The sequence below is a fragment of the Polymorphospora sp. A560 genome, from assembly GCF_045781765.1.
Taxonomy (GTDB): Bacteria; Actinomycetota; Actinomycetes; order Mycobacteriales; family Micromonosporaceae; genus Polymorphospora; species Polymorphospora lycopeni.
Genome location: NZ_CP122282.1, coordinates 3,130,462 through 3,152,604, shown reverse-complemented (window position 1 = coordinate 3,152,604; position 22,143 = coordinate 3,130,462). Strand labels below are relative to the sequence as shown.

General features: G+C 71.4%; 19 protein-coding genes and 2 pseudogenes. 9 read left to right on the top strand and 12 right to left on the bottom strand.

The genetic code is table 11. From position 1 onward, the window contains the following. Positions 1-175: 175 nt before the first annotated feature. The gene (locus QCD66_RS14255) at positions 176-1,030 is read left to right on the top strand and encodes a GNAT family N-acetyltransferase (RefSeq protein WP_375732944.1); all 855 of its coding nucleotides are present in this window, start codon (positions 176-178) and stop codon (positions 1,028-1,030) included. A 169-nt stretch (positions 1,031-1,199) separates the two neighbouring features. Here the strand turns inward: QCD66_RS14255 and katG are convergent, their stop codons facing one another. Together katG and QCD66_RS14245 are read right to left on the bottom strand one after the other, a co-directional pair. Further along, a complete protein-coding gene (katG, locus tag QCD66_RS14250) occupies positions 1,200-3,476 on the bottom strand; it encodes a catalase/peroxidase HPI (RefSeq protein WP_375732945.1) in 2,277 nt (758 codons plus the stop codon). Between the two features lie 22 nt (positions 3,477-3,498). Continuing rightward, on the bottom strand, positions 3,499-3,927 hold the full coding sequence (locus QCD66_RS14245; RefSeq protein ID WP_357542351.1) for a Fur family transcriptional regulator: 429 nt from the start codon (positions 3,925-3,927) through the stop codon (positions 3,499-3,501). Between the two features lie 310 nt (positions 3,928-4,237). Here QCD66_RS14245 and QCD66_RS14240 point away from each other — a divergent pair, with 310 nt between their 5' ends. After that, on the top strand, positions 4,238-4,621 hold the full coding sequence (locus QCD66_RS14240; protein WP_375732946.1) for a hypothetical protein: 384 nt from the start codon (positions 4,238-4,240) through the stop codon (positions 4,619-4,621). 98 nt (positions 4,622-4,719) lie between these two features. Beyond that, positions 4,720-6,642 (top strand): hypothetical protein, encoded by a 1,923-nt coding sequence (locus QCD66_RS14235; RefSeq protein WP_375732947.1) that lies wholly within the window; start codon positions 4,720-4,722, stop codon positions 6,640-6,642. Positions 6,643-6,675: 33 nt separating this feature from the next. On the opposite strand, the gene QCD66_RS14230 is transcribed toward QCD66_RS14235, so the two are convergent. Together QCD66_RS14230 and QCD66_RS14225 are read right to left on the bottom strand one after the other, a co-directional pair. Next, the gene (locus QCD66_RS14230; protein WP_375732948.1) at positions 6,676-7,452 is read right to left on the bottom strand and encodes a M23 family metallopeptidase; all 777 of its coding nucleotides are present in this window, start codon (positions 7,450-7,452) and stop codon (positions 6,676-6,678) included. Positions 7,453-7,626: 174 nt separating this feature from the next. Continuing rightward, entirely contained in the window at positions 7,627-10,032 is a 2,406-nt protein-coding gene (locus tag QCD66_RS14225) for an esterase-like activity of phytase family protein (RefSeq protein ID WP_407567152.1), read from the bottom strand. Positions 10,033-10,199: 167 nt separating this feature from the next. Here QCD66_RS14225 and QCD66_RS14220 point away from each other — a divergent pair, with 167 nt between their 5' ends. Both QCD66_RS14220 and QCD66_RS14215 read left to right on the top strand, forming a co-directional pair. Then, a complete protein-coding gene (locus QCD66_RS14220) occupies positions 10,200-10,718 on the top strand; it encodes a GNAT family N-acetyltransferase (RefSeq protein WP_375732950.1) in 519 nt (172 codons plus the stop codon). After that, positions 10,715-11,131, top strand: coding sequence for a DoxX family protein (locus QCD66_RS14215; RefSeq protein WP_375732951.1), 417 nt, complete (start codon positions 10,715-10,717; stop codon positions 11,129-11,131). The genes QCD66_RS14220 and QCD66_RS14215 overlap by 4 nt, the downstream gene beginning before the upstream one ends. An 83-nt stretch (positions 11,132-11,214) precedes the next feature. Here the strand turns inward: QCD66_RS14215 and QCD66_RS14210 are convergent, their stop codons facing one another. After that, positions 11,215-11,688, bottom strand: a complete 474-nt coding sequence (locus QCD66_RS14210; RefSeq protein ID WP_375732952.1) for a hypothetical protein — start codon at positions 11,686-11,688, stop codon at positions 11,215-11,217. A 258-nt stretch (positions 11,689-11,946) separates the two neighbouring features. Between QCD66_RS14210 and QCD66_RS14205 the strand changes: the two are divergent. The 3 genes and pseudogenes from QCD66_RS14205 to QCD66_RS14195 form a co-directional block, all read left to right on the top strand. Beyond that, positions 11,947-12,222, top strand: a pseudogene (locus tag QCD66_RS14205) (winged helix-turn-helix domain-containing protein); the annotation flags it as partial. Continuing rightward, positions 12,202-12,669: pseudogene (locus tag QCD66_RS14200) on the top strand (BTAD domain-containing putative transcriptional regulator); the annotation flags it as partial. The pseudogenes QCD66_RS14205 and QCD66_RS14200, both read left to right, overlap by 21 nt. Further along, positions 12,643-14,835 carry an ATP-binding protein gene (locus QCD66_RS14195; protein WP_407567244.1) on the top strand — a complete coding sequence of 731 codons (2,193 nt, stop codon included), beginning with the start codon at positions 12,643-12,645 and terminating at the stop codon, positions 14,833-14,835. The pseudogene QCD66_RS14200 and the gene QCD66_RS14195, both read left to right, overlap by 27 nt. Positions 14,836-14,907: 72 nt before the next feature. On the opposite strand, the gene QCD66_RS14190 is transcribed toward QCD66_RS14195, so the two are convergent. Together QCD66_RS14190 and QCD66_RS14185 are read right to left on the bottom strand one after the other, a co-directional pair. Then, positions 14,908-16,104 carry a hypothetical protein gene (locus QCD66_RS14190; protein ID WP_375732955.1) on the bottom strand — a complete coding sequence of 399 codons (1,197 nt, stop codon included), beginning with the start codon at positions 16,102-16,104 and terminating at the stop codon, positions 14,908-14,910. Positions 16,105-16,271: 167 nt separating this feature from the next. Continuing rightward, a complete protein-coding gene (locus QCD66_RS14185; protein ID WP_375732956.1) occupies positions 16,272-16,937 on the bottom strand; it encodes a hypothetical protein in 666 nt (221 codons plus the stop codon). 252 nt (positions 16,938-17,189) lie between these two features. Between QCD66_RS14185 and QCD66_RS14180 the strand changes: the two genes are divergently transcribed. Next, positions 17,190-17,417: a hypothetical protein gene (locus QCD66_RS14180; protein WP_375732957.1), complete on the top strand. Its 228-nt coding sequence runs from the start codon at positions 17,190-17,192 to the stop codon at positions 17,415-17,417. 48 nt (positions 17,418-17,465) lie between these two features. On the opposite strand, the gene QCD66_RS14175 is transcribed toward QCD66_RS14180, so the two are convergent. Genes QCD66_RS14175 through QCD66_RS14155 form a run of 5 tightly spaced genes read right to left on the bottom strand, consistent with a single transcriptional unit; the run spans position 17,466 to position 22,138 of the window. After that, a complete protein-coding gene (locus QCD66_RS14175) occupies positions 17,466-18,611 on the bottom strand; it encodes a Gfo/Idh/MocA family oxidoreductase (protein ID WP_364218464.1) in 1,146 nt (381 codons plus the stop codon). Further along, positions 18,604-19,386, bottom strand: coding sequence for an ABC transporter ATP-binding protein (locus QCD66_RS14170; protein ID WP_357541595.1), 783 nt, complete (start codon positions 19,384-19,386; stop codon positions 18,604-18,606). The genes QCD66_RS14175 and QCD66_RS14170 overlap by 8 nt, the downstream gene beginning before the upstream one ends. Next, a complete protein-coding gene (locus QCD66_RS14165) occupies positions 19,376-20,131 on the bottom strand; it encodes an ABC transporter ATP-binding protein (protein WP_364218468.1) in 756 nt (251 codons plus the stop codon). Before QCD66_RS14165 ends, QCD66_RS14170 begins: the two co-directional genes overlap by 11 nt. Next, positions 20,128-21,270, bottom strand: coding sequence for a branched-chain amino acid ABC transporter permease (locus tag QCD66_RS14160; protein ID WP_364218470.1), 1,143 nt, complete (start codon positions 21,268-21,270; stop codon positions 20,128-20,130). The genes QCD66_RS14165 and QCD66_RS14160 overlap by 4 nt, the downstream gene beginning before the upstream one ends. Beyond that, positions 21,254-22,138 (bottom strand): branched-chain amino acid ABC transporter permease, encoded by an 885-nt coding sequence (locus QCD66_RS14155; RefSeq protein ID WP_364218472.1) that lies wholly within the window; start codon positions 22,136-22,138, stop codon positions 21,254-21,256. Before QCD66_RS14155 ends, QCD66_RS14160 begins: the two co-directional genes overlap by 17 nt. Positions 22,139-22,143: the final 5 nt, after the last annotated feature.

Here is a 22,143-nt window from a genome sequence, read left to right as displayed (position 1 = left end):
GTCTTCTTGCTGTCGTTCCCGGGCGGACGGGCTGAAACCGCGTTGACAGCGATACCGGCGGGGACGCCTACTTACTGCCCAACGGCGCCGTCGCGCCGGCCCGGCGTCAGCCGCCAGGGCCGGCGGGCGGGCAATCGACGGCAGTGAAGGGCAAAGGATGATGGCGGACCCGGGCATGGACGTGTTGACCTGGAAAGAGTTCGGCGAGGAACACCTCACCGCGCTGACCGACCTGGCCGAGGCGTGCCTGGCCGTCGACGGTGGGCTGCCGCTGTTCACCGGTTCTGCGCTGCTGCGGGCCCGGCTGCTCCAGGCCCGTACCCTCGGCGCCTGGTACGACGGCGGCCTGATCGCGGCCGTGAGTGTCGGCACCGACCGGCAGCCGGCCACCAGCACCGGCCTGGTGCATCCGGCCTGGCGCGGGCAGGGCGTCGGTAGCCGGCTGCTGAGCTGGGCGGACGAGCAGGCCGGCGGCGCCGACCTGCTGTCGACCACCGAGTCGTGGAGTCCAGGGGCGGACGCCCTGTTCACGGCACGCGGCTTCGAGCGGACCTTCACCGAGTGGGTGCTACGGCACGAGCTCACCGCCCTGCCGGAGGTCACCCACCCCGACGGCGTGGCCACCGGGCCGGTGACGCTCGACTCGGAGCTGTTCGCGACCTACCGGGCGTCCTTCGCGGACCGGCCCGGATTCGTCGAGCCGGTGGCCGAGGAGTGGCTGGACGAGCTACGGGAGGACGACGCGTACCGGCCGGACCTGTCGCTGATCGCACGCGGTCCCGACGGCACGGCGGTCGGCTTCCTCAACGTCATCGACAACTGGATCGACCAGGTGGGCGTGGTTCCCGCCTGGCGGGGCCGGCGGGTCGGGGCCCACCTGGTGGCGATCGCGCTGCGGTCGCTGGCCGCCGACGGTACCCGGGAGGCGTGGCTCTGCGTCAACGACGACAACCCGGCCGCCGCCCTCTATCGACGGCTCGGCTTCCACGACGCCGGACGGCGCGCCCGTTACCTGCACCGCCGCGCCTGACCGCCACCACCGGCCCCGGCCGGGGCGCTTCCTCCTGCGAAACCGCGCCGGCGTAGCTCCCGCGACCTCGCCAGGCCGGCGTCGCCCCTGGCGATTCAGCGAACCCATGCCCGGGCGAGCCCCGGTCGATCCTTGGCGGATCGACCGGGGCTCGTCGGGTGCGGTCGGATCAGGCGAGGTCGAACCGGTCGAGTTCCATGACCTTGGTCCAGGCCGCGACGAAGTCCGCCACGAACTTGTCGCGCGCGTCCTCGCTGGCGTAGACCTCCGCGAGGGCCCGCAGCTGGGAGTTGGAGCCGAAGATGAGGTCGACCACGGTCGCGGTCCACTTCACCTCGTCGGTGGCCAGATCCCGGATCTCGTACACGTGCTCGTCGGAGCCCGACGCCTTCCACCGCGTGCCCGGAGAGAGCAGGTTGGTGAAGAAGTCGTTGGTGAGCACACCGGGCCGGTCGGTGAGGACGCCGTGCGCCGTACCGCCGTGGTTGGCCCCGAGGGCGCGCAGGCCGCCGATGAGGACGGTCATCTCGGGCGCGGTCAGGTCGAGCATGTACGCACGGTCGAGGAGCAGCACCTCCGGCTGGGTCTTCTCCCCGGCACGCAGGTAGTTGCGGAACCCGTCGGCGCGCGGTTCGAGGACCCGGAAGGACTCGACGTCCGTCTGCTCCGCGGTGGCGTCGGTGCGCCCCGGGCGGAACGGCACGGTCACCTCGACGCCGGCGTCCCGCGCCGCCTTCTCGACGGCGGCCGAGCCGGCGAGCACGATCAGGTCGGCGAGCGAGATCTTCGCGCCGCCGGCCTCGTTGAACTCGCGCTGGATGCCCTCGAGGGCGCTCAGTACCGTCGCGAGCTGCTCGGGCTGGTTGACCTCCCAGCCGCGCTGCGGCTCGAGACGGATCCGCGCGCCGTTGGCGCCGCCGCGCTTGTCCGTGGAGCGGAAGCTGGCGGCCGAGGCCCAGGCGGTGGAGACGAGCTGGGCGGTCGTGAGGCCGGACTCCAGGACCTTCGCCTTGAGGGCGGCGACGTCGGCGTCACCCACCAGTTCGTGGTCGACGGCCGGCACCGGGTCCTGCCACAGCTGGGTCTCCGGGACCCACGGGCCGAGGAAGCGGCTGACCGGGCCCATGTCGCGGTGCAGCAGCTTGTACCAGGCCTTGGCGAACGCCAGCGCGAACTCGTCCGGGTTCTCCAGGAAGCGGCGCGAGATCTTCTCGTACGCCGGGTCGACGCGCAGCGACAGGTCGGTCGTGAGCATCGTCGGCTTGTGCTTCTTCGACGGGTCGTGGGCGTCCGGGATGATCGCCTCGGCGTCCTTGGCGACCCACTGCTTGGCGCCACCGGGGCTCGTGGTGAGCTCCCACTCGTAGCCGAAGAGGATCTCGAAGAAGCGGTTGCTCCACTGCGTCGGCAGGTCCGTCCACGTCACCTCGAGGCCGCTGGTGATCGTGTCCGCGCCCTTGCCGCTGCCGTTGGTGCTCAGCCAGCCCAGGCCCTGCGCCTCCAGCGGGGCGCCCTCGGGCTCGGCACCCACGTGGTCGTCGGCGACGCCGGCGCCGTGGGTCTTGCCGAAGGTGTGGCCGCCGGCGATGAGGGCGACGGTCTCCTCGTCGTTCATCGCCATCCGGGCGAAGGTCTCGCGGATGAAGTGCGCCGCGGCGGCCGGGTCCGCGTTACCGCGCGGGCCCTCCGGGTTGACGTAGATGAGACCCATCTCGGTCGCCCCGACGCCGGTCGACATCTCCTTCTCGGAGACGTAGCGCTCGTCGCCGAGCCAGGCATCCTCCGGACCCCAGAAGATCTCCTCGGGCTCCCACACGTCCTCGCGACCGAAGCCGAAGCCGAAGGTCTTGAAGCCCATCGACTCCAGGGCGACGTTGCCGGCGAGCACGAGCAGGTCGGCCCAGGAGATCTTCTGGCCGTACTTCTGCTTGACCGGCCAGAGCAGCCGGCGGGCCTTGTCCAGGTTGGCGTTGTCCGGCCAGCTGTTGAGCGGGGCGAACCGCTGGCCGCCGTCGCCGGCGCCGCCGCGACCGTCGTGGATGCGGTAGGTGCCCGCGGCGTGCCAGCTCATCCGGATCATCAGGCCGCCGTAGTGACCGAAGTCGGCCGGCCACCAGTCCTGCGAGGTGGTGAGCACCTCGACGATGTCCTGCTTGAGGGCCTCGACGTCGAGCTTGGCGAACTCCCTGGCGTAGCTGAAGTTCTCTCCCAGCGGGTTGCCCTTGGCCGACTGGGCGTGCAGCACCGAGAGGTCGAGCTGGTTGGGCCACCAGTCCCGGTTGGTACGCGGACGCCCGCCGGTCTTCGGGGTCGGCGAGTCGATCGCCGGGTTCTCGCTCTCGCTGCCGTGCGCGGTCACCGAGTCGTGCGCGACCGGGCAGCCGGCGGCTGCCTTCTGGTCCACACCCTGGGCGCTCGCAGGCGTGTTTTCATGGGTGTCGCTCATCTGTTTCCTTCCGACTGGCCGATCACTGGGAGGTAGGTTCGGTCGCACAGTCGGGGCAGATGCCCCAGTAGACGACCTCCGCCTCGTCGACCGCGAAGCCTTGGTCGTCGGAGGCGGTGAGACAGGGGGCGTGGCCGACAGCGCAGTCGACGTCGGCGATCACGCCGCAGGAACGACACACGACGTGGTGGTGGTTGTCCCCCACCCGGGACTCGTACCGGGCGACCGCGCCGGCGGGCTGGATCCGCCGCACCAGACCGGCGTCGGTGAGCGCCCGCAGCACGTCGTAAACCGTCTGGTGGGAGACCGTGGGCTGCTCCGCACGGACCAGGGCGATCACCGTGTCGGTGTCGACGTGCGGGTGGTCGCGCAGCGCCGCGAGCACCGCCAACCGGGGCCGAGTCACGCGCAACGAGACCGCCCGCAGCTGAGCCTCGAAGTCGGACGTCATGCGGCAAACATAGCCCACTCTTCTGGAGTCAATCAAGTTTTGCCGGTCTCGGTGCAGACATTTCCGGCGCGGGCCCCGACGCCCGGGTCGCGGCTGACCGGTGCCTCGGGGCCGCTACGGCCTCACCGGGCCACTCCAACCTCTCACAACCGCGCGCGACGCGCTCGCCAAGCGGTCGACCTCGGCGACGTCGGCGTACGGCGAACCCGAACCGGACACACCTCGCCAGCCGGTGAGGAACCGGCCAACATGACACCGAGGCACCTTGGCCGCAAGGACGCATGGACCGACGCTCCGATACGGTGAGCCGATGCAGCGGCTCACCGAGGAGACGGTCCTGGCGGTCGGCAGGCTGACGTTGGCCGCAGCCGAACTTGAATATGTCCTCGCGCGGGTTGCCGCCGATCAGGCAGGCGACGATCCTGCCCCTCTCTTCGCCGCCCCCGGGGCGTCCCTGCTGGCCGCACGCGGCTCGGTCCGGTTCGCTTCCGCGGACCACCACAACGAGTTCAGCAGGTTGCTCGACTCCGCAGAACTGTATCTGACGCAGAGCCAGCGAGCCGTTCGAGCTATGTGGTCGGAGCGCAGCCGGGTGGACGCGGTGACCATCGACGAGATCACTGGCCTTCTGCTGCGCTGCCGGGACCGGCTCCAGGCACTCGTCGACGAAGCGGTTCGCATGCCCATCGCATAGTTGCCACTTGAACCCGGCAGTCAGGCATCCGAACAGTTAGCCGGACCGGTCAGCTTCCGTCCACAGCGGACAGTCGCGCCGTTGCTACCGTCGGCGGGATGCACCGCTACGGCTCGGACGCGTTCCGCCCGCTGTCCCGCTCGTTCCGGGCGATGTTCGCCGCCGACGGCCGCACCCTGCTGCTCCACAACGGATACGCGCCCGCCCCCGGCACACTTCTGCAGGCCATGGACACCGACACGGGCGCGATCGTGGCCGGTGACGCGGTCCTCGATTTCGTGCCGGTCGGCGACCTCGTCGTGGCCACGCCCGCCGACGACCCGTCGACGCTCGGCGTGTACCGGATCCGCGACCTCGCTCGGGTGCGTACCGTGCCCGTCGGTGTGCCCGCCGTCGAAGACGACCGGCTAGCCGCCGCCGGCGGCACGGTGGCGATGCCGTGCCGCAGGTCCGCCAAGCTCGTCGTGCTCGACACCGGCACCTGGCAGGCTCGGCACGTCGACGTTGCGGGAACACCGTTGTGCGCGGCGGTCTCCGACGACGGCGCCATCGTCGTCGTCGGCACCGCCCAGGGCCGGACCGGCAGGGTGCTGGTCGTCGACGCCGTGACCGGCACCGTCCGGTACGCCCTGAGCGGCCCGCGCGCGGCGGTGGGGTCGGTGGCGGTACGCGGCGATCTCGTGGTCGCGGCCGCCGGCAACCGGCTCCTCGCCTGGCCCCTGCCGCCCGCGACCGGGTCGGCGACCGGCACCCGGCGTTCGACGGCCGTGCCGAAGGCGATCGTGCTCCACACCTTCGAGAAGCACCGGGCCACGGTTCTCGGCGTCACACCCGGCGGGCTCGTTCTCGCCCACGACGGCCATCTGGTCGCCGCCGTCGCCCCGGCGACGGGACAGGTGGTGTGGTCGGAGAAGATGAGCTGGGCGTCGCGGGTAGCCCTCGCCGGCGACCGGCTGATCTGGGCCGGGTACACGGAGGTCGAGGACCGGGACCCGGAAGCCGGTACGGTCCGCCGGACCTGGCCCGTACGGGGGCCGGTGCTCGTCCACGCGGTCACGCCCCGACTCGTGGCGTTCGGCTGGGACGCGCGGGTCGGACTGCTCCGCGCACACGGCGACGCCCCCCGGCCGCCGGCCGGCCACGAGAGCCCGGTGCGGGACGTCTCCTTCGACGGCGACCGGTTCGCCACGGTCGCCGGTGACCGCTGGGCGTACGTGTGGTCACGCGGTCGGGCCGACTCGGCCGCCGTCATCGACGGCGCCCGCCACGACCGGCCGGGTGAGGCGGTCCACCTCGCCGGCGACGACCTCTACACCGGCTTCGGCGGCTGCGTCCAACGGTGGTCGCTGGACGATCCGGCGACGACCGCGGCGCAGAGCGCCCCGTTACGGTACGACGTGACGCTGATCCGACGGCTTCCCGGCAGCGACCTGGTGCTGGCGGCGGTACGCGCGGCCCAGCGGGGCTCCGGCGCGCTGTGCCTGCTCGACGCCACCACCCTGTCCGTCGTGGAGCGGTCGGCGCTGGAGTGGACCGTCCACGCCGCCGACCCGCTCGACGAGCACCGCCTGCTGCTGCGCGGCGACCTCGGCGCCGTCGAGTACGACACCGTCGCGCACCGTCTCGGCCGGTGGAGGACGTACAGCGGCCGGCCGTACGCCCGCAGCCACCACCTCTACCCGCGCCGGTCGATGCTGGTCGAGATGTGTTCGTACCCGGACAGGCGTGACCCGTCGTGCCGGCACTGGCTCGCCGTGACCGACCTGTCCGACGGCACCGTCCGGCACGACCGCGTCGAGACGCCGGAGTTCACCGGGTACGGCGACCTGTCCGCCGAGGGTGTGTTCGCGGCCCCGCACCTCGACGCGATCCGCCTGTGGGACCTCGACGCCGGCAAGATGGTCCACGAACTGCCGACCCCACCACTGGTCCACCGGGTGTGGTGGTTTCCCGACGGCCGGTCCCTGCTCGCCGGCTCCGACAACGGCGCGCTCCACGAGGTGCCCGCGCCCGGCCGGTAGGCCCGCCGGCGGCGGCTCGGGGCCGGGGTGGTGTCAGGCGGGCACCGTCCCGGCGAGGTACGCCTTGATCTGGTCGATCTCCAGCGCGTTGAAGACCTCCGGCTGGTCGGCGGCCTGGTTGGAGTTGATGATCCGCTTGAACAGGTTGTAGTGCGCCATCGACCGCAGCCCGATGACACGGTTCGGGGTGACCAGGTAGCCGGTGCCGCCGGTGCTCCAGATGAGGTACATGAGTCCGTCCTTGGTGAGGATTTCAGGGGGAGTTCCGGGTGCCCCGGCGTACGGGGCTCCGGCGAGAACCGACTCGGGATCGACTCTCCCGCCGTTGGGGTGGACGACCTCGAGGTGCAGGTGCGGGCCCGTCGAACGGCCGGTCGAGCCGACGTTGCCGACGTGCTGGCCGGCGGCGACCTGGGTGCCCGTCCCGACCACGGGAGCCGCCCGCATGTGTCCGTAGACGCTCCGCCAGCCGTCGGCGTGGGTGATGGTGACGTTGTGGCCGAGTCCGCTGGCGTTGTAGCTGACGCCGCTCACGGTGCCGGCCGCGATCGAACGGATCGGGTAGCCGAGGATTCCGGAGAAGCTGTAGTCGGTGCCGTTGTGCTGCCTCGTCTCGCCGGTTATCGGGTCTCGGCGGGGCCCGAACGTCGAGGTGATCGGCACCCACCGGTCGAACGGTCGGTTCCATCTCGGGGTGGCGCCGTACGCCGCTTCCGCGAGCCAGGCCTCGGGGATGATGCCGGCGGCGAGCGCCGCGGTGACCAGGCCGAGCAGGTGTCGGCGGTCGAGGCCCGGTCCGTCTTCTTCCAACGGTGTTTCATCGGCTGATCGCATGCGGTCGGTCGCCCTCCGACGATCGAACGACGGCCTTCAATGGCCTTCAGGATCATGGATCGTAGGGCATCGGACTCCCCCGATGTCAAGAGTCCTCGGCGTGGCCGGCCGTCGCCCCCGCCGCTTCGGCGGGGGCGACGGCCGCACCGGTCAGGCGGTGAAACGGATGTGGTTACGCCGGGCCCGCACCACCGCGAGGATCCCGCCGGCCGCGATGAGTACGCCGGCACCGGCGAGCGCGACGGCCGGCGCACCGGTCACCGGAAGGCCACCGCCGCCACCGCCGTCGGCACCGAAGACGTCGGTGGCCTTGCCCAGCCGCAGGAACACCGTCTCACCGGTGGCGTCGTCGAGGCCGTCGTTGTCGGTCACCGCGTACACCTGGCCGTTGCCGGCGATCGCCATCCCCTCGACCTTGTCCTGCACCCAGCCGTTGTCGGCCCGCAGCAGCGGCAGCAGGTCGACGGCGGGCCGCTTGGTCACCGCCGGCATGTCGTCGCCGGCACCGAACCCGTCCGGCACGTCGAAGGCGTACACCTTCTTGACCGTCGCGGCAGGGCCGCGACGGTTGTCCCGCTCCACGACCGCGAACGTGTCGTCGTCAACGGCCACCAGCTCCGACAGGCCGACCCAGCCGCCGGCCGGCGCCGCGTCGAGCTGGTACGACAGCCACGCCCAGCTCCCGTCGGCCACCGAGTACCGGCCGATCCGCACGGTGCCGGCCGGGTCGCCCTTCAGTTCCCGTTGTACGGCGACCCAGACCTGCTCGGCGCCCTCGGCACCGGTCACCGCGACACCCTCCAGCCCGTTGCCGCCGACGGCGGCGGCGACGTCGGCGGGCAGCGGCACCTCGTCCCGCACCGCGCCGGCGTCGTCGACGCGGACGAGCAGGTTCGGGGTGGCCGGGTCGTCGTCCGACGCCGGGGCGCCCTCGACGGCGATCCAGTAGCCGCCCCCGGCCCGGGCCGCGACCCCTTCGGCGTCGTAGCCGACCGGGGCGCCGCCCCTGGTGACGGTCAGTTCCTTCTCGATCAAGGCCGGGGTCCGGGCGACGTCGATGGTCAGCAGCCGGGTCGGGGTGTAGACGTTGTCGTTGACGGCGACCAGCTTGTCGGGCTGGCCCGGCACGGCGCTGAGGCCGGACAGGGCACCCCAGGTGATCGGGGCCGCCTGCTGGCCGGGCTCGTACGCCGACCGGATCGAGGGGAACGCACCGGCCTGCCCGATCCGGTAGATCTGCACCGAGGCGCGGATACCGTCGTCGGGCAGGTCCTCCTCGCTGGACACGACGAGCAGCCCGCGCGACGCGACGGTGGTCACCCCCTCCGGACCGTTGGTGGTCGGCAGGATCTGCACGAACGCCGGTGCGGCCGGGTCGGTGACGTCGTACACGGCGACGAAGTTGCCCCGCTCCGAGGCGACGAACAGGTACGGCCGGCCGTCGAAGCGGCCGAAGGCGATCCCCTCGGGCTCGCTGCCCTTGGCGTCGGAGCGGCCCTCCGGGTAGAGGCCGTGCGCGGCGGCGAGCCGGTCGAACGAGTTGCCGGCGTCGTAGACGACCCGGCCGTCGGCGCCCCAGATCGTGAAGCCGCGCGAACCGCCCCGGTAGTCGCCCTCGTTGGCGGTGGCGAACATGGTGTCGCTGATCCAGGCGACCCCGTCGGGCTCGCGGGGCACGGTGACGGCGTCGTCGAAGACGATGCTGCCGTCCTCGACGGTGTCCACACCGGACAGCTCGACGGATCCGGCGGAGACGTCCCGCACGACCTCCTTGCCGGCCAGGTCGACGACCACCAGGTGGTTGTTCTCCTGGAGGGTGACGACGGCCTCGTCCCGCCCGTTGATCGACACGTACTCGGGTTCCGGGTCGCCGGGCGCGACCCCGGCGAGGCCGGTCAGCTCGACCTTCGACAGCTCCCACGCGTCGACGTCGTCGGACAGGTCGACGACCGTCAGCCACCCGGCCGGCAACTGCGGGATCTCGCCGTCGTTCAGGTCCTCGTCACGCTCGTTCTCGATGGCGATCGCGGCGTACCCGCCGCTCGGCGCCACCGCGACGGAGTCCGGCTGGCCGCCGAGGTCGATCTCCCGTACCACCTCGCGGGAGGCGAGGTCGAGCACGACCAGCACCCCGGACGGGTCGGTGAAACTCTCGCTGGTGTTCACCGCGACGAGGACGAACCCCTTGTGTACGCCGACCGAGGTCGGCTCGCCCGGCAGGTCGAATACGCCACCGGGCCGGGGGTTGGCCGGGTCGCTGATGTCCATGAAGCCGACCCGCCGGCCGGCGCTGTCGGTGGAGATGACGGTGTTGCCGTCGGCGCTCACCGCGCTGATCTCGGCGACGGCCTCGTCGTCGATCGAACTGTTGAGGTAGGCCGGCACGGTGGCGAGGCGCTGGAAGGCCGGGGCGTCGGTGGCGCGGGCGGCACCGAGCGGCGGCACCGCCTGGGCGGCCGGCGCCAGCGCGACCAGCGCCGGCAGCGCGACGAGCCCGAGGGCGGCGGCGGCCGCGGCCGCCCGGGTACGCCGGGCGGCCGATGTGGGGAGAGGCATCAATGCTCCGTCGAGGGTATGGGCAGTTCTGGCCTGCTCTGCCTACGCACGTTCGTTGACCTGCGGTGGACGGCGAGGCCAACATCCGGTGTCTGGCCACCCACGATTGCCGGACCCGTCCCCGGGCGACACTGGCCGCGCCCCGACCGCCACGGCAGGATCACCACATGCCCGAACTGGTCCTGCCCACCACCCGCCTGCACGCCGCCTTCCTACGGTGCCGCGACGACTGGGGTCCCGGCGTCCACGAGGACGGCTTCGGCCTGGGCACGGACGACGATGTCGACTCACCCGCCGGCTTCGCCACCTGGGTGCACCGACGGGTCCGGCTGACCCACCCGGCCGGCGATCCCTGCCCCGACGAACCACACGGCTCGCCCCGCTGGATCGTCGAGGACGGCGAGGTACTCGGGGCCATCGCCCTGCGGCACGGGTTCAACGACGACACCGGGCACATCGGCTACGGCGTACGCCCGTCCGCACGCCGCCGTGGCCTGGCGACCTGGGCGCTGGGCGAGATGCTCGGCGAGGCCCACGCCCTGGGCCTGGACGCCGTCCTCGTGGTCTGCCTCGCGGACAACGCGGGCTCGGCCCGCACGATCGAACGCAACGGCGGCGTACTGGAGGGCATCCGCGACACCGGGAACGTCCCGGTACGACGCTACCGGATCACCCTGGACGGGTGACGGCGACCGATCTCCCACCTGTCGCCGCCCCGCGAGAGGGCCCGACACGCATCCGAAAGGCGATCTGGAAAGACATGGCCAACACCCTCGCCATCATCCTCGCGGTGTCGTTCCTGTTCACCGGCCTGCCCAAGGCCACCGGGCAGCCGAGCGCCATCGAGCACGGCAAACACCTCGGCTTCTCCGCCCGGAACTACCGGGCGCTGGGAGTTCTGCAGATCCTCGGCGCGGCGGCCCTCGGCCTCGGCCTGATCTGGAAGCCCATCGGCGTGGCCGCGGCGATCGGATTCACGCTCATGATGGCCGGAGCGGTCATCGTTCACCTCCGTGCCGGTGATCCTGCGGCCAGGATGTTGCCAGCGGCCGCCTTCGGCTTGGCCTCGATCGCGGTGGTCGTCCTCCACCTCCGCTGATCCGACGGCCGCTGGCGAGAATCGGCACCGGCGCCCCGAAGGTGCGCCATGCGGGCACACCGGCAGCGCCTGCCGTGCCGGCGTCACATGACGTTGGTGACGACCTGTCGGGTGTTGTCGGCGGGGTTCACATCGGGCTGGTCGGAGGAGACGACGGCCGTGGCCGTGAGGCTCGACCCGGCGGGTGCGTCGGTGGTGACGGTGATGAGCGTCGGACCGGCGAGGCTGCGGGGCCGGAGGCTGCCGCTGGTGCCGCAGGTCAGCACCCGTGGGGCTGCGGGCGTGGGGGCGTCGCAGGTCATGCCCCTGGTGGCGACGCGGACGAACGTGGTTCCCCCGGGCAGCCGTACGGTGGCTCTGGCGACCGCGGCTTCCGGCCCGTGGTTGATCAGGTGCAGCGCGTAGCCGAACTGTTGGCCGGGCGCGGTCCGGTCCGCCCCGTCGAAGCCGACCTGGAGGTCCGTGCCGGCGGTGTTCGCGGTCCCGTGCTCGCCAGCCGACGCCTGCGGCGGCTGCCCGACGGCAAGCAGCCCGGCCAGCAGCAGGGCACTGCCCACGACCGTCACCCGGCGGCCCGCACCCTCCCTCGACCTGCCCTGCCCACCGCACGCGCCGCGGCGGGGATCGTCACGCGTGACCCGATTCATCCTTGACCTCCAACAGTCACTTCCGTCCTTCGCGTTCGACGGTAAGGCTGTACCCGGGTACCGAATTCAAGCCCTTACCGCAAAGGCGCGTCCTCCCACTGGATTCAGGGGCGCCAAGCGCGGGCAACCGCTATCCAGGAATCGACGCTCACCACTACACTGTCGGCGGTGTTGGCGATCCAGGTACTCGGCCGCCTACGCGTGTGGCACGGTGATCGCGAAGTGGACACCGGCCCGCCCGCGCGTCGCCTCGTGCTCGGCGTCCTCGCACTCAACGCCGGACGGCTGACCACCCGGCGCGAGCTGATCGAATCGCTGTGGGGCGAGCGACCGCCGCCGAGCGCCGTCAACGTCCTGCACACCCACGCCAAGCACCTGCGCCGGCTGCTGGACCCGAAGCGCAGCCCACGCGGCCAGGACGGTGTGCTGGCGACCGTAGGCGACGGATACCTGCTGCGGCTACCCGAAGACGCCCTGGACCTGCGCCGCTTCCGCCGGTTGGCGTACGCCGCCCGGGCGGCCGAGAGCGACGGCGACACGGCCGGCGCGATGGCGCTGCTGCGCGAGGCGTTGCGGCTGTGGGAGGACGATCCGCTCTGCGACGTACCGGCGCTGGAGAGCCACCCGGAGGTCTCGGCCCTCAAGGCGGAGCGGCGCCGGGTCCAACTGTCCTACTGGCACCTGATGCTGCGCACCGGCAACGCCGCGGAGATCGTCGCCGCGCTGACACTGGAAGGTGCCGCCCAGCCGCTCGACGAGACGGTGCAGGCCACCCTGATCAGGGCTTACCAGGCCACCGGACAACGAACGCTCGCGTTCGAACGCTACGAGACGACCCGACGTACCCTCGCCGACGAGCTGGGCGTGGACCCGGGGCCGGACCTGTCCCGGGCCCACCGCGATCTGGTCGAGGAGACGGTGCCCCTCCCCGGGTCGAGAACCCCGCGTCAGCTTCCGGCACCGGTTCCCGACTTCGTCGGCCGGGCCGACGAACTCGTCCTGCTCGATGCCGCGTACGGCACCCGCAGCTGCGGAATCGTCATGGTCTGCGGCACGGCCGGGGTGGGAAAGACCGCGCTCGCCGTGCACTGGGGGCACCTCCACCGGGACCGTTTCCCCGACGGCCAGATCTACCTCGACCTGCGCGGCGACGACCCGGAACAGGCCACGCCGCCCCACGAGGCGCTGGGCCGCCTGCTCACCGCCGTCGCGGTACCCGACCAGGAGATCCCGGCCGACCCGCAGTCGCGCGCCGCCCGCTGGCGTACCGAGACCGACGGCCGCCGGCTGCTCGTCCTGCTGGACAACGCGGCCTCCGCCGAGCAGGTCGGCCCGCTACTGCCCGGCAACCACGACACCCTCGTGATGATCACCAGCCGGGACAGCCTGGCGGCGCTGGTCGCCCTGCACGGCGCCCGCCGCATCGCGCTCGACCTGCTCCCGCCGGCGGACGCCGTCGACCTGCTCGCCAGACTGGTGGGTCAGCGGGCAAGCACCGAACCGGACAGCGTCGACTCGCTGGCCGCCGTCTGCGCCCGGCTCCCCCTCGCCCTGCGCCTGGCCGCCGAGTACGCCGGCGCGCAGGCGCACCTGCCGCTGTCCGGAATCGTGTCGCAGTTGCACCGGGCCGGCCCCCTGGACCTGCTGGATCCGGGCGGCGGCACCGCGATCCGGCAGGTCTTCGGCTGCTCCTACCAGCGGCTGGACGCCGAGACGCAACGCCTGTTCCGCCTGCTGAGCCTGACCCCCGCCGCCGCCACCCTCGCCTGCGCCGCCGCGCTCGGCGACGTCGACGAGATCGCCGCGGCGCGGCTGCTGCACCGGCTGACCAGCGCGCACCTGCTGCGCTGCGACCCGCTCGGGCGATACGCGCCGCACGATCTGCTGCGCGCCTATGCCGGCGAGCTGAGCCTGGCGGTCGACGGCGGGGCCGAGCGGGCCGCCGCCGTCGACCGGCTGCTGGGGCACTACGTCGCGACCGCCATCGCCGCCAGCGACGTCCTGTATCCGGGGTGGAGCGCGAGCTGGCGGCACGCCGGGCTCGCCCTCAAACCCGACGGCGCACCGATGTCACCGGCCACGGCACTGTCGTGGCTGGACGCCGAGCTGCCGTCGTTCGCCACGGTGTGCCAGATCGCCCTGCGCAACGGGCGGCCGGAACATGCCGTCCACCTCGCCGCGGCCCTCTACCGCTACCTCGAGGCGGGCCACGGCGTCGAAGCGGTGCCGATCCACGACCACGCCGTCCAGGCCGCCCGGGCGATGGGCGACGTCGTCGCCGAGGCGCACCTTCGCACCAACGCCGGAGTCGTCCAACGCCTGCTCGGCCGCTACCCCGCCGCGACCGCGCAACTCCGGCAGGCGCTGGCGCTGTACGGCCGTACCGACAACCGGCACGGCCGGGCCCGGGCCCTGTCCAATCTCGGCATCATCGAGGAACGGCTCGGCGACTTCGCCTCCTCGATCGCCCGTCACGGCGAGGCCATCGCGCTCTACCAGGAGATCGACGATCTATTCGGGCAGGCGTCGGCCCTGACCAACCTCGGCAACCTCGAATCCTCCATCGGCCGGCACGGGCCGGCGGCACAACGGTTCCGGGCGGCTCACGACCTCTTCGCCACACTCGGCGAACGCGCCGGTCAGGCGATCGCGCTGACGAATCTCGGCGAGATCCACAACATGCTCGGCGAGGGTGCCGTCGCCGCCGGGCACCTGCGTGCGGCCCTGCGGCTCTTCCGGGAGATCGAACACCGCGACGGCGAGGCGACGGCGTTGAGCAACCTCGGCACCGCGTTGAGCCGGCAGGGCCGACACCGGGAATCGATCGCCCACTTCGAGGAGGCGTTGGAGATCTTCCGCGGGCTGCGGCACCGCTACGGCGAGGCGAGCGTCCTGAACGCGATGGGCGAGGCGTTGCACGCCATGCACCGCGACAACGAGGCCCGTGAGCGGCACCGGCTGGCGCTGGCCATCGCCACCGACACCGGCGACCACGACGAGCGGGACCGTGCCGCGCAGGCGCTTCAACGCATCGGGCAGGACCGGCTCGCACACTGACGCTCCCGGCGACCTGGTCGACGGTCGCGCGCGTCGGCCGGGCGGCCCGAAGGCGGCCGCCCGGCCGACGGCTCAGACCACGACGTCGAACGAGTCGTTGTTGATCACGCGGTTGTTCACGTAGAAGCGGTTCAGCTCGTTGCCACCGCTGCTGTTCTCGAACGCCGGGATGTAGCAGACGTTCCACCCGCCGCTGTCACCGGGTTGCCGGATGTCGACCCAGCTGATCTGACAGCCCGAGAAGGTACGCCCGTAGGCGTGCCCGCCGGTGAAGGCGCCCTGCAGGGTGGACTGGAACGGGTACTCGTCGCAACTGTATCCGGCCGGGGCGGTGTGCATGCCGGGGCAGGCCCGGTTGTGGTTCTGGGTCTGGTTGAAGGAGTCGGTGGTCCGGGTCAGGGTCCGGGGCAGGTTGTGGGCGAGTGCCATCTGGATGTGCTGCCGGTAGCTGTTGTTGGCCGGGCTCGGCGTGTAGACCGGCCGGATCGACGGATAGACGCAGCCCGGCTGGTTCAACCCGGGTACGGCGTTGTCGCAGCGGAACTGCGGACTTGACGCGCCGACGGCGTTGGACGCCGGCGGGCTCCAGGCGGCGTTGACGAACCAGAAGTACAGCATCATCTGGGCGGTGTGGACGGCACCGGGCGCGGTGGCGCCGGGCGCGGCGTTGAGGAGGAAGTTCGCCTGTGCCCCGACGTAGTCGAAGCGGTAGGCGCTGCCGCCGGTGAACCCGTTGCAGCCGTACTCGCAGTAGCCCTCGTGGGTGATCAGGGTCCCGAGGACCTGGCCCGCGAGGGCGGTGGCCCGCACCGTGACGTTGTACCGGGGCCGGCCGTCGATCGATCCCAGGTCGGCCATGAAGGTGGCCGTCATGTCGATGATGCCGACCAGAGCCCCGGACGGGACGAGGTAGACGTAGAGCCTGACCGGTGCGGTGGCACAGGCTCCGAACCGGGCCATCGCCCAGGCTCCGTTACCACAGGTGACGGCCGTGGTACCGGCACCGCCCGAAGCCGCGTCGGCGGGGGCGGTGGCGCGATTCAGCTTGCCCATCTCGACACAGGTCCCGGTGCCGCCCTTACCGGCGGCCTCGCGGGACGCCTCCGCCAGCCGCGGCGCGCACGACTCGGGCAGCGCGCGTTGCGACAGCGGGAGCGCGGCGGGATCGGCGGGCGCCGCCACCGCCGACTGCCCCGGCAGCAGGGCCACGACGCACATCGCGGCCGTGGCCAGGGCGAGCAGGCGCCTTCGTACGTGGGAATGGGGCATGTGTCCTCCTCCGAGGTCGGTGGCGGCCACCTGTCGCAGAACCCTCGGACCGCCGGCTGGCCGCAACGTATCGACGGGCGCTGGACGGTCTCTGGCCATCGCCTGGACGGACCGCACTCGGGGTTCGTGCCGCCGTCCACGAACTGGCACGAACCCCGGGCGCCCGGCTAGCCCACCGACGTCGTGCGCACCGCCGGCGGATGCTTCGCTCCGAGGCCACCGCCGGCGAGGAGGGCGACGGAGTCGAGGTCCCGCCAGACGATGTTGTTGTTGTGCCGGACGTTGGTGAGGATGTCGGGGGTCACCAGCACCAGGGGGTCGGTCGGTGACTGCCACACGGCGATCAGGGAGAAGTGACCGGGGCCGGGCACGCTGATCCAGGGGACGCTCACCGTGGTGACACCGGGCGGGACGGTGACGATCACCGAGGTCACGAATGTCCAGGCGGTCGGCCAGACCAGGCTGCCGCTCGGGGACGAGCGGTAGAACGCCAGCGTTCCGCTGTCGGCGCCTTCGCCGTACGGTCCGGGGTTCCGCAACGTGGTGACGATGTGGTTGGTCCCGCCGACGACCGGGGGGACGCTGCTGGAGCACCCCGCCGCGGTCGGGCAGATCTTCAGGTCCGGGCTGGCCCAGATCACGTAGCCCGAGTGCGGTTGCAGTCCGACGTCGCCGGCGACGTCCCTCATCCAGACGTCGGTGACGGTCATGAGCCGGTCCGGTGTGGCCTCCGGCGGTGCGGCGGTCGCGGTGGCACCCAGCAGGCCGGCCAGGGCCACGCCGGCGAGCAGGGCCGTCGCCGCGCGTCGAAGTCGGCTACCCGAAATCGCCATGACAGTTGTCTCCCGTCGACGGGGGCACCGGCGTGGGTCCACGCCGGTGAGGTCATGGATTCATGAGCCGGTCGGGGGGATGGAAATACCACAATCCAGAGCTGGCATCTGTCAGATGATGCCAGACCCGGTCAAATCAGGCGTCGCGGGCCGCCGACCGGTTCGCGGGCCGGCGGGTCGACATCCGCCGATCACCGGATGTGCCCGTGCGGTGGCGGCCGGTAGGTTCTCGTCATGCGACGGTGGCGGCTGATGAGCAGTGGGCGGAGGGCCGTCGCGGGGGCCGCGACCGGCGCCTTCCTGGTCCTCGCCACGATTCGCGCGTTCGTCCTCGACCCGGATGCGACGAACTGGCAGATCGCCCTGTGGGCGCTACAGGCCGTGGCGATGCTGGTGGCGTATCTCGTCTGGTGGCGGCCGACCGACCCGGGGCGCGAATACCGCGGCGTCGACCTTAACGCCAAACGCCTGCACTGGTGAAAGACCGGTGCCCGGGCGGCGTCACCACCGCGGGCACCGGTCACGCCGTCAGAGGCCGGGCAACTCGACCCGGCGCCCCTCGTTCGACGATCGCAGCGCCGCGTCGACCAACTGGAGACCGCGTACGCCGGCGGCGAAGTCGTACCGGTGCGGACGCCCGGCGTCGACGTCGAGCAGGAACTGCTCCCACTGGGCCCGGAACCCGTTGACGAACTCCTGGTTGTCCGGGATCTGCTCCCACTGGGCGCGGAAGTCCTGGTCGGTCGGCAGATCCGGGTTCCAGACCGGCTTCGGGGTCCGGACCCGGGGCTGGATCTTGCAGCCGAACAGGCCGGCGACCGCCGAGCCGTGGGTGCCGTCGACCTGGAACTCGACCAGTTCGCCCCGGTCGACGCGGACCGCCCACGACGAGTTGATCTGCGCCAGGATGTCACCCTCGAGTTCGAGGATGCCGTACGCGGCGTCGTCGGCGGTGGCGTCGTACCGGTTGCCCTGCTCGTCCCAGCGCTCCGGAATGTGCGTGACCGCCCTGGCGGTCACCGCCCGGACCTTGCCGAACAGGTTCTCCAGCACGTAGTTCCAGTGGCAGTACATGTCCAGGACGATGCCGCCGCCGTCCTCGGCGCGGTAGTTCCAGCTCGGCCGCTGGGCCGGCTGGAGGTCGCCCTCGAAGACCCAGTAGCCGAACTCGCCGCGTACCGACAGGATCCGGCCGAAGAAGCCGGCGTCGACGAGCCGCTTGAGTTTCAGCAGCCCCGGCAGGTAGAGCTTGTCGTGCACGACACCGTTGATGATGCCGGCGGTGGCGGCCGCCTCGACGAGTTCGCGCGCGTCGGCGACGGTCTCCCCCACCGGCTTCTCGGTGTAGACGTGCTTGCCGGCGGCGATCGCCTTGAGGATGGCCTTCTTGCGCCCGCTGGTGGTCTGGGTGTCGAAGTAGACCGTGGCGGTGTCGTCGGCCAGGGCCCCGTCCAGGTCGGTGGTGTACTCGGCCACGTCGTGGTCGGCGGCGATGCGGGCCAGCTTGTCGCGGTTGCGGCCGACCAGGACCGGCTCGACCTGGACCCGGTCGCCGTCGGGGGTGACCACGCCGCCGTCGGCGCGGATGGCCAGCACCGAGCGCAGCAGGTGCTGCCGGTACCCCATCCGGCCGGTGACGCCGTTCATCACCACCCGGATCAGCCGCTCAGCCATCGACGGTCACCCCCTTGCCGGCCGGCGCCTTGTCCGCGGTCGAGTCGGCCGGCCGGCCGCCGAGGTACAACTCGCCGAGCTTGGGGTCGGCGAGCAGTTCCGGCGCCGGGCCGGTGATGTGCACCCGCCCCAGGTCGAGCACGCAGCCGATGTCGGCGGTCTCCAGCGCCCGCCGGGCGTTCTGCTCCACCAGCAGTACGGCGACGCCGGCCTCACGCATCCGGACCACCTGCTCGAACACGGTGCTGGTGGTCTTCGGGTCCAGCCCCATCGACGGCTCGTCGAGGAGCACGACCTTCGGGCTGACCATCAGCGACCGGGCGAACTCGACCTGCTTCTGCTGGCCGCCGGAGAGCAGGCCGGCGAGCGACTTCCAGCGGTCGGCGACGACCGGGAAGAGTTCCTTGACGAACTCGATCCGCTCGTTGATGACCGCCTTGTCGCGCAGCGTGTACGCGCCGAGGTTGACGTTCTCGGCCACCGTCATCTCGCGGAACACGCTGTGTCCCTGCAGGACGTGTGCCAGCCCGGAGCGCAGCATCTGCTGCGGTCCCTGGCCGGTGACGTCCTTGCCGTCGACCTTGATCGTTCCGGAGCGGGGCTTGAGCAGCCCGCTGGCGACCTTGAGCACGGTGGACTTGCCCGCGCCGTTCGGGCCGACGAGGCAGACCACGGTGCCCGGCGGCACCTTGACGGTCAGCCCGCGCAGCACGAGGGCGGCCCGGCCGTAGCCCGCCTCGATGTCGTTCAGCTCGAGGAGAAACTCAGACGCCAAGGTAGGCCTCCAGCACTCGGGGGTCGGTCTTGATCACCGACGGCGGGCCGTCGGCGATGGGCCGGCCACGGTCGAACACCACGACGTGGTCGCTGAGGCTCATGACCATGTCCATGTTGTGTTCGACGATGAGGAACGTCTTGCCCTCGGCGTTGAGTTCCTGCACGAGGGTGCCGATCCGGCCGATCAGCGCCGGGTTGACGCCACCGGCCGGCTCGTCCAGCATGATCGTTTCCGGGTCGCCCATCAGCACGCCGGCCAGCTCGAGCAGCTTCTGCTGCCCGTACGACAGGTTGCGGGCCTCGGCGTGCTCCAGGTGGTCGATGCCGACCCGGTTGAGCAGCCCGCGGGCCCGCTCGATGTCGCCGGAGTGCCGGGAACTGGCGAGCTGCGCCCGCAGGCTGGTGTTGCGGACCGCGACCAGCATGTTCTCCAGCACCGTCATCCGGGGGAAGACCCGGCACAGCTGGAAGCTGCGCCCGATGCCGGCCCGGGCGATCCTGTGCGGCGCCTTGCCGGTGATGTCCTGCCCCCGGTAGGTGGCCTGGCCGGAGTCGGGCTTGATCATGCCGGTGACGCAGTTGAAGAACGTGGTCTTGCCCGAGCCGTTGGGGCCGATGAGGGCGTTGACCTTGCCGTGGTGGAACGTGACCGTGGCCTTGTTGACGGCGGTGACGCCACCGAACGACTTGGTCAGCTCGACGGTCTCCAGGCTGCGGATCCCGCTCTTCGTCGGGGCCGTCATCGCTTGACCTCCGCCTTCGTCTCGGACGCCGCGTCGGCGTCGGCGGCCGGCGCCGCCGGCTTGCCGGCGGCCGCCGCCCGGGCCTTGTTCTGCTCCAGCAGTTCGGCCGCGGTGACCTCCCGGATCGAACTCTCCGTCGGCCGGAACCGTCTGACCAGGTTGCCGACCGCCGGGATGATGCCGTCCGGCATGAACAGCACCACGATGCCCAACAGCAGGCCGGCCGCGACCAGGTGGAGCTGGGTGCTGCCGAACTCCAGCTTGAAGATCTCCAGCGCGGTGCCGACGATGAACGCGCCGAGCAGCGGACCGAACAGGTGCCGGATGCCGCCGAGCAGCGCCATCAGCACCATGTAGGAGCCGGTCAGGATGGAGAACTGGAAGATCGGGTCGAGGTCGCCGAACCACAGCGCGTACAGGCCGCCGCCGAGCGCGGTGAACAGCGCCGAGACGACGTACGCGATGAGCTTGAACGTGAACGTCGGCGTACCCAGCGACTGGGCCTTGTCCTCGTCCTCGCGGATCGCCTTCAGGCCCATGCCGAACCGGGACCGGTCGATCGCCCACCAGGCCAGCAGCGCGATCGCGATCAGGCCGGCGTACAGGTAGAAGAACACCATGTGGTGTTCGGGCCGCAGCAGGTCCGGGAACGGCCGGGGTACGACCAGGCCGTTCGAGCCGCCGGTGAACGCCGCCCAGCTCTGGAAGACCAGCAGCAGGATCAGCACCAGCGCGATCGACACGATCACGAACGACGCGCCGCGGACCCGCAGCGCGGCGATGCCGATCGGCACCGCCAGCGCGGCGACGATCAGACCGGCCAGGATCAGCGCGACGAAGCTCGGTACGCCGGCCTTGGTGATCAGCAGCCCGGTCGCGTACCCGCCGAGGCCGGAGTACGCGGCGTGCCCGAGCGAGATGTAGCCGGTGAAGCCGCCGACGAAGTTCCACGCGGTCGACAGGATCGCGTAGTTCAGCACGACGACGCCGGCCGACAGGATGTACGGGTTCGGCGCCACCAGCGGGAACGACAGCACCAGCGCCGCACCGACGACGAGGGCGATCAGCCGTACGGGTGTGCCGAGCCGGGCGGGCAGCAGGCCGCCCGCCGGCGCGGTCGTTTCAGAACCTCTGGGCAAGGCGACCTCCGAAGAATCCCTGCGGCCGGAAGGCCAACGTGCCGAACAGCGCGACGTAGAAGACGGTTTGCGCCCAGGTCGTGCCGAGCGGCAGTTGCAGCAGGCTCTGGCCGAGGCCGAGCACCATGGCGGCGATCGCGGCGCCGGGTACGCTGCCGAGCCCGCCGACCACGATGATCGCCATCAGCGGGCCGATCCAGTGCCAGTGCAGCGAGGGGTAGATGGTCGAGTCCAGCGACAGCGCGGTGCCGCCGATCGCGGCCGACGCCAGGCCGAGCCCGAAGCCGAACCCTGCGATGCGGTCGGTGTCGATGCCGGTGAGCTGGGCGGCCTCCTTGTGCTGGATGGTGGCCCGCAGCGCCCACCCGAACCGGCTCTTCTTCAGCAGCAGGTAGAGGGCGAGCAGCGAGACGGCCGCCAGGCCGAACGCGATCAGCTTGACCACCGCGACCCGGGCCCCGAACAGGTCCAGGCTCGAACCGCTGTAGCTCAGGTTGATCCGGCGCTGGGTGCCGGTGAAGACGTACCCGAGCATGCCTTCGATGATCAGGGCGATCGCGAAGGTGAGCAGCACGGACATCATGGTCAGGGTGGCCGGCCGCAGCCGGGTGATGAGCAGTCGCTGCATCACCACGCCGACGAGGAAGAACAGTGGGACGGTCACGAACAGCGACAGCAGCGGGTCGAGCCCGGTCTGCTGGTGGAAGTACCAGGCGAGGTAGGCCGCGAGGATGAGGAACGCCGAGTGCGCGATCATCACCACCCGCATGACGCCGAAGTAGAGCGTCAGGCCCGCGGCGAGCAGGGCGTACAGGCCGCCCAGCAGGATGCCCAGGACGATGCTCTGGAAGATCAGGGTGCCGGACACGAAAT

What these genes read in the sequence shown, in the direction of transcription:
- QCD66_RS14255 (WP_375732944.1), top strand. Translation starts at nt 176, where the DNA reads ATGGACGTGTTGACCTGGAAAGAGTTCGGCGAGGAACACCTCACCGCG.
- katG (WP_375732945.1), bottom strand. Translation starts at nt 3,476, where the DNA reads ATGAGCGACACCCATGAAAACACGCCTGCGAGCGCCCAGGGTGTGGAC.
- QCD66_RS14245 (WP_357542351.1), bottom strand. Translation starts at nt 3,927, where the DNA reads ATGACGTCCGACTTCGAGGCTCAGCTGCGGGCGGTCTCGTTGCGCGTG.
- QCD66_RS14240 (WP_375732946.1), top strand. Translation starts at nt 4,238, where the DNA reads ATGCAGCGGCTCACCGAGGAGACGGTCCTGGCGGTCGGCAGGCTGACG.
- QCD66_RS14235 (WP_375732947.1), top strand. Translation starts at nt 4,720, where the DNA reads ATGCACCGCTACGGCTCGGACGCGTTCCGCCCGCTGTCCCGCTCGTTC.
- QCD66_RS14225 (WP_407567152.1), bottom strand. Translation starts at nt 10,032, where the DNA reads ATGCCTCTCCCCACATCGGCCGCCCGGCGTACCCGGGCGGCCGCGGCC.
- QCD66_RS14220 (WP_375732950.1), top strand. Translation starts at nt 10,200, where the DNA reads ATGCCCGAACTGGTCCTGCCCACCACCCGCCTGCACGCCGCCTTCCTA.
- QCD66_RS14190 (WP_375732955.1), bottom strand. Translation starts at nt 16,104, where the DNA reads ATGCCCCATTCCCACGTACGAAGGCGCCTGCTCGCCCTGGCCACGGCC.
- QCD66_RS14185 (WP_375732956.1), bottom strand. Translation starts at nt 16,937, where the DNA reads ATGGCGATTTCGGGTAGCCGACTTCGACGCGCGGCGACGGCCCTGCTC.
- QCD66_RS14180 (WP_375732957.1), top strand. Translation starts at nt 17,190, where the DNA reads ATGAGCAGTGGGCGGAGGGCCGTCGCGGGGGCCGCGACCGGCGCCTTC.
- QCD66_RS14175 (WP_364218464.1), bottom strand. Translation starts at nt 18,611, where the DNA reads ATGGCTGAGCGGCTGATCCGGGTGGTGATGAACGGCGTCACCGGCCGG.
- QCD66_RS14165 (WP_364218468.1), bottom strand. Translation starts at nt 20,131, where the DNA reads ATGACGGCCCCGACGAAGAGCGGGATCCGCAGCCTGGAGACCGTCGAG.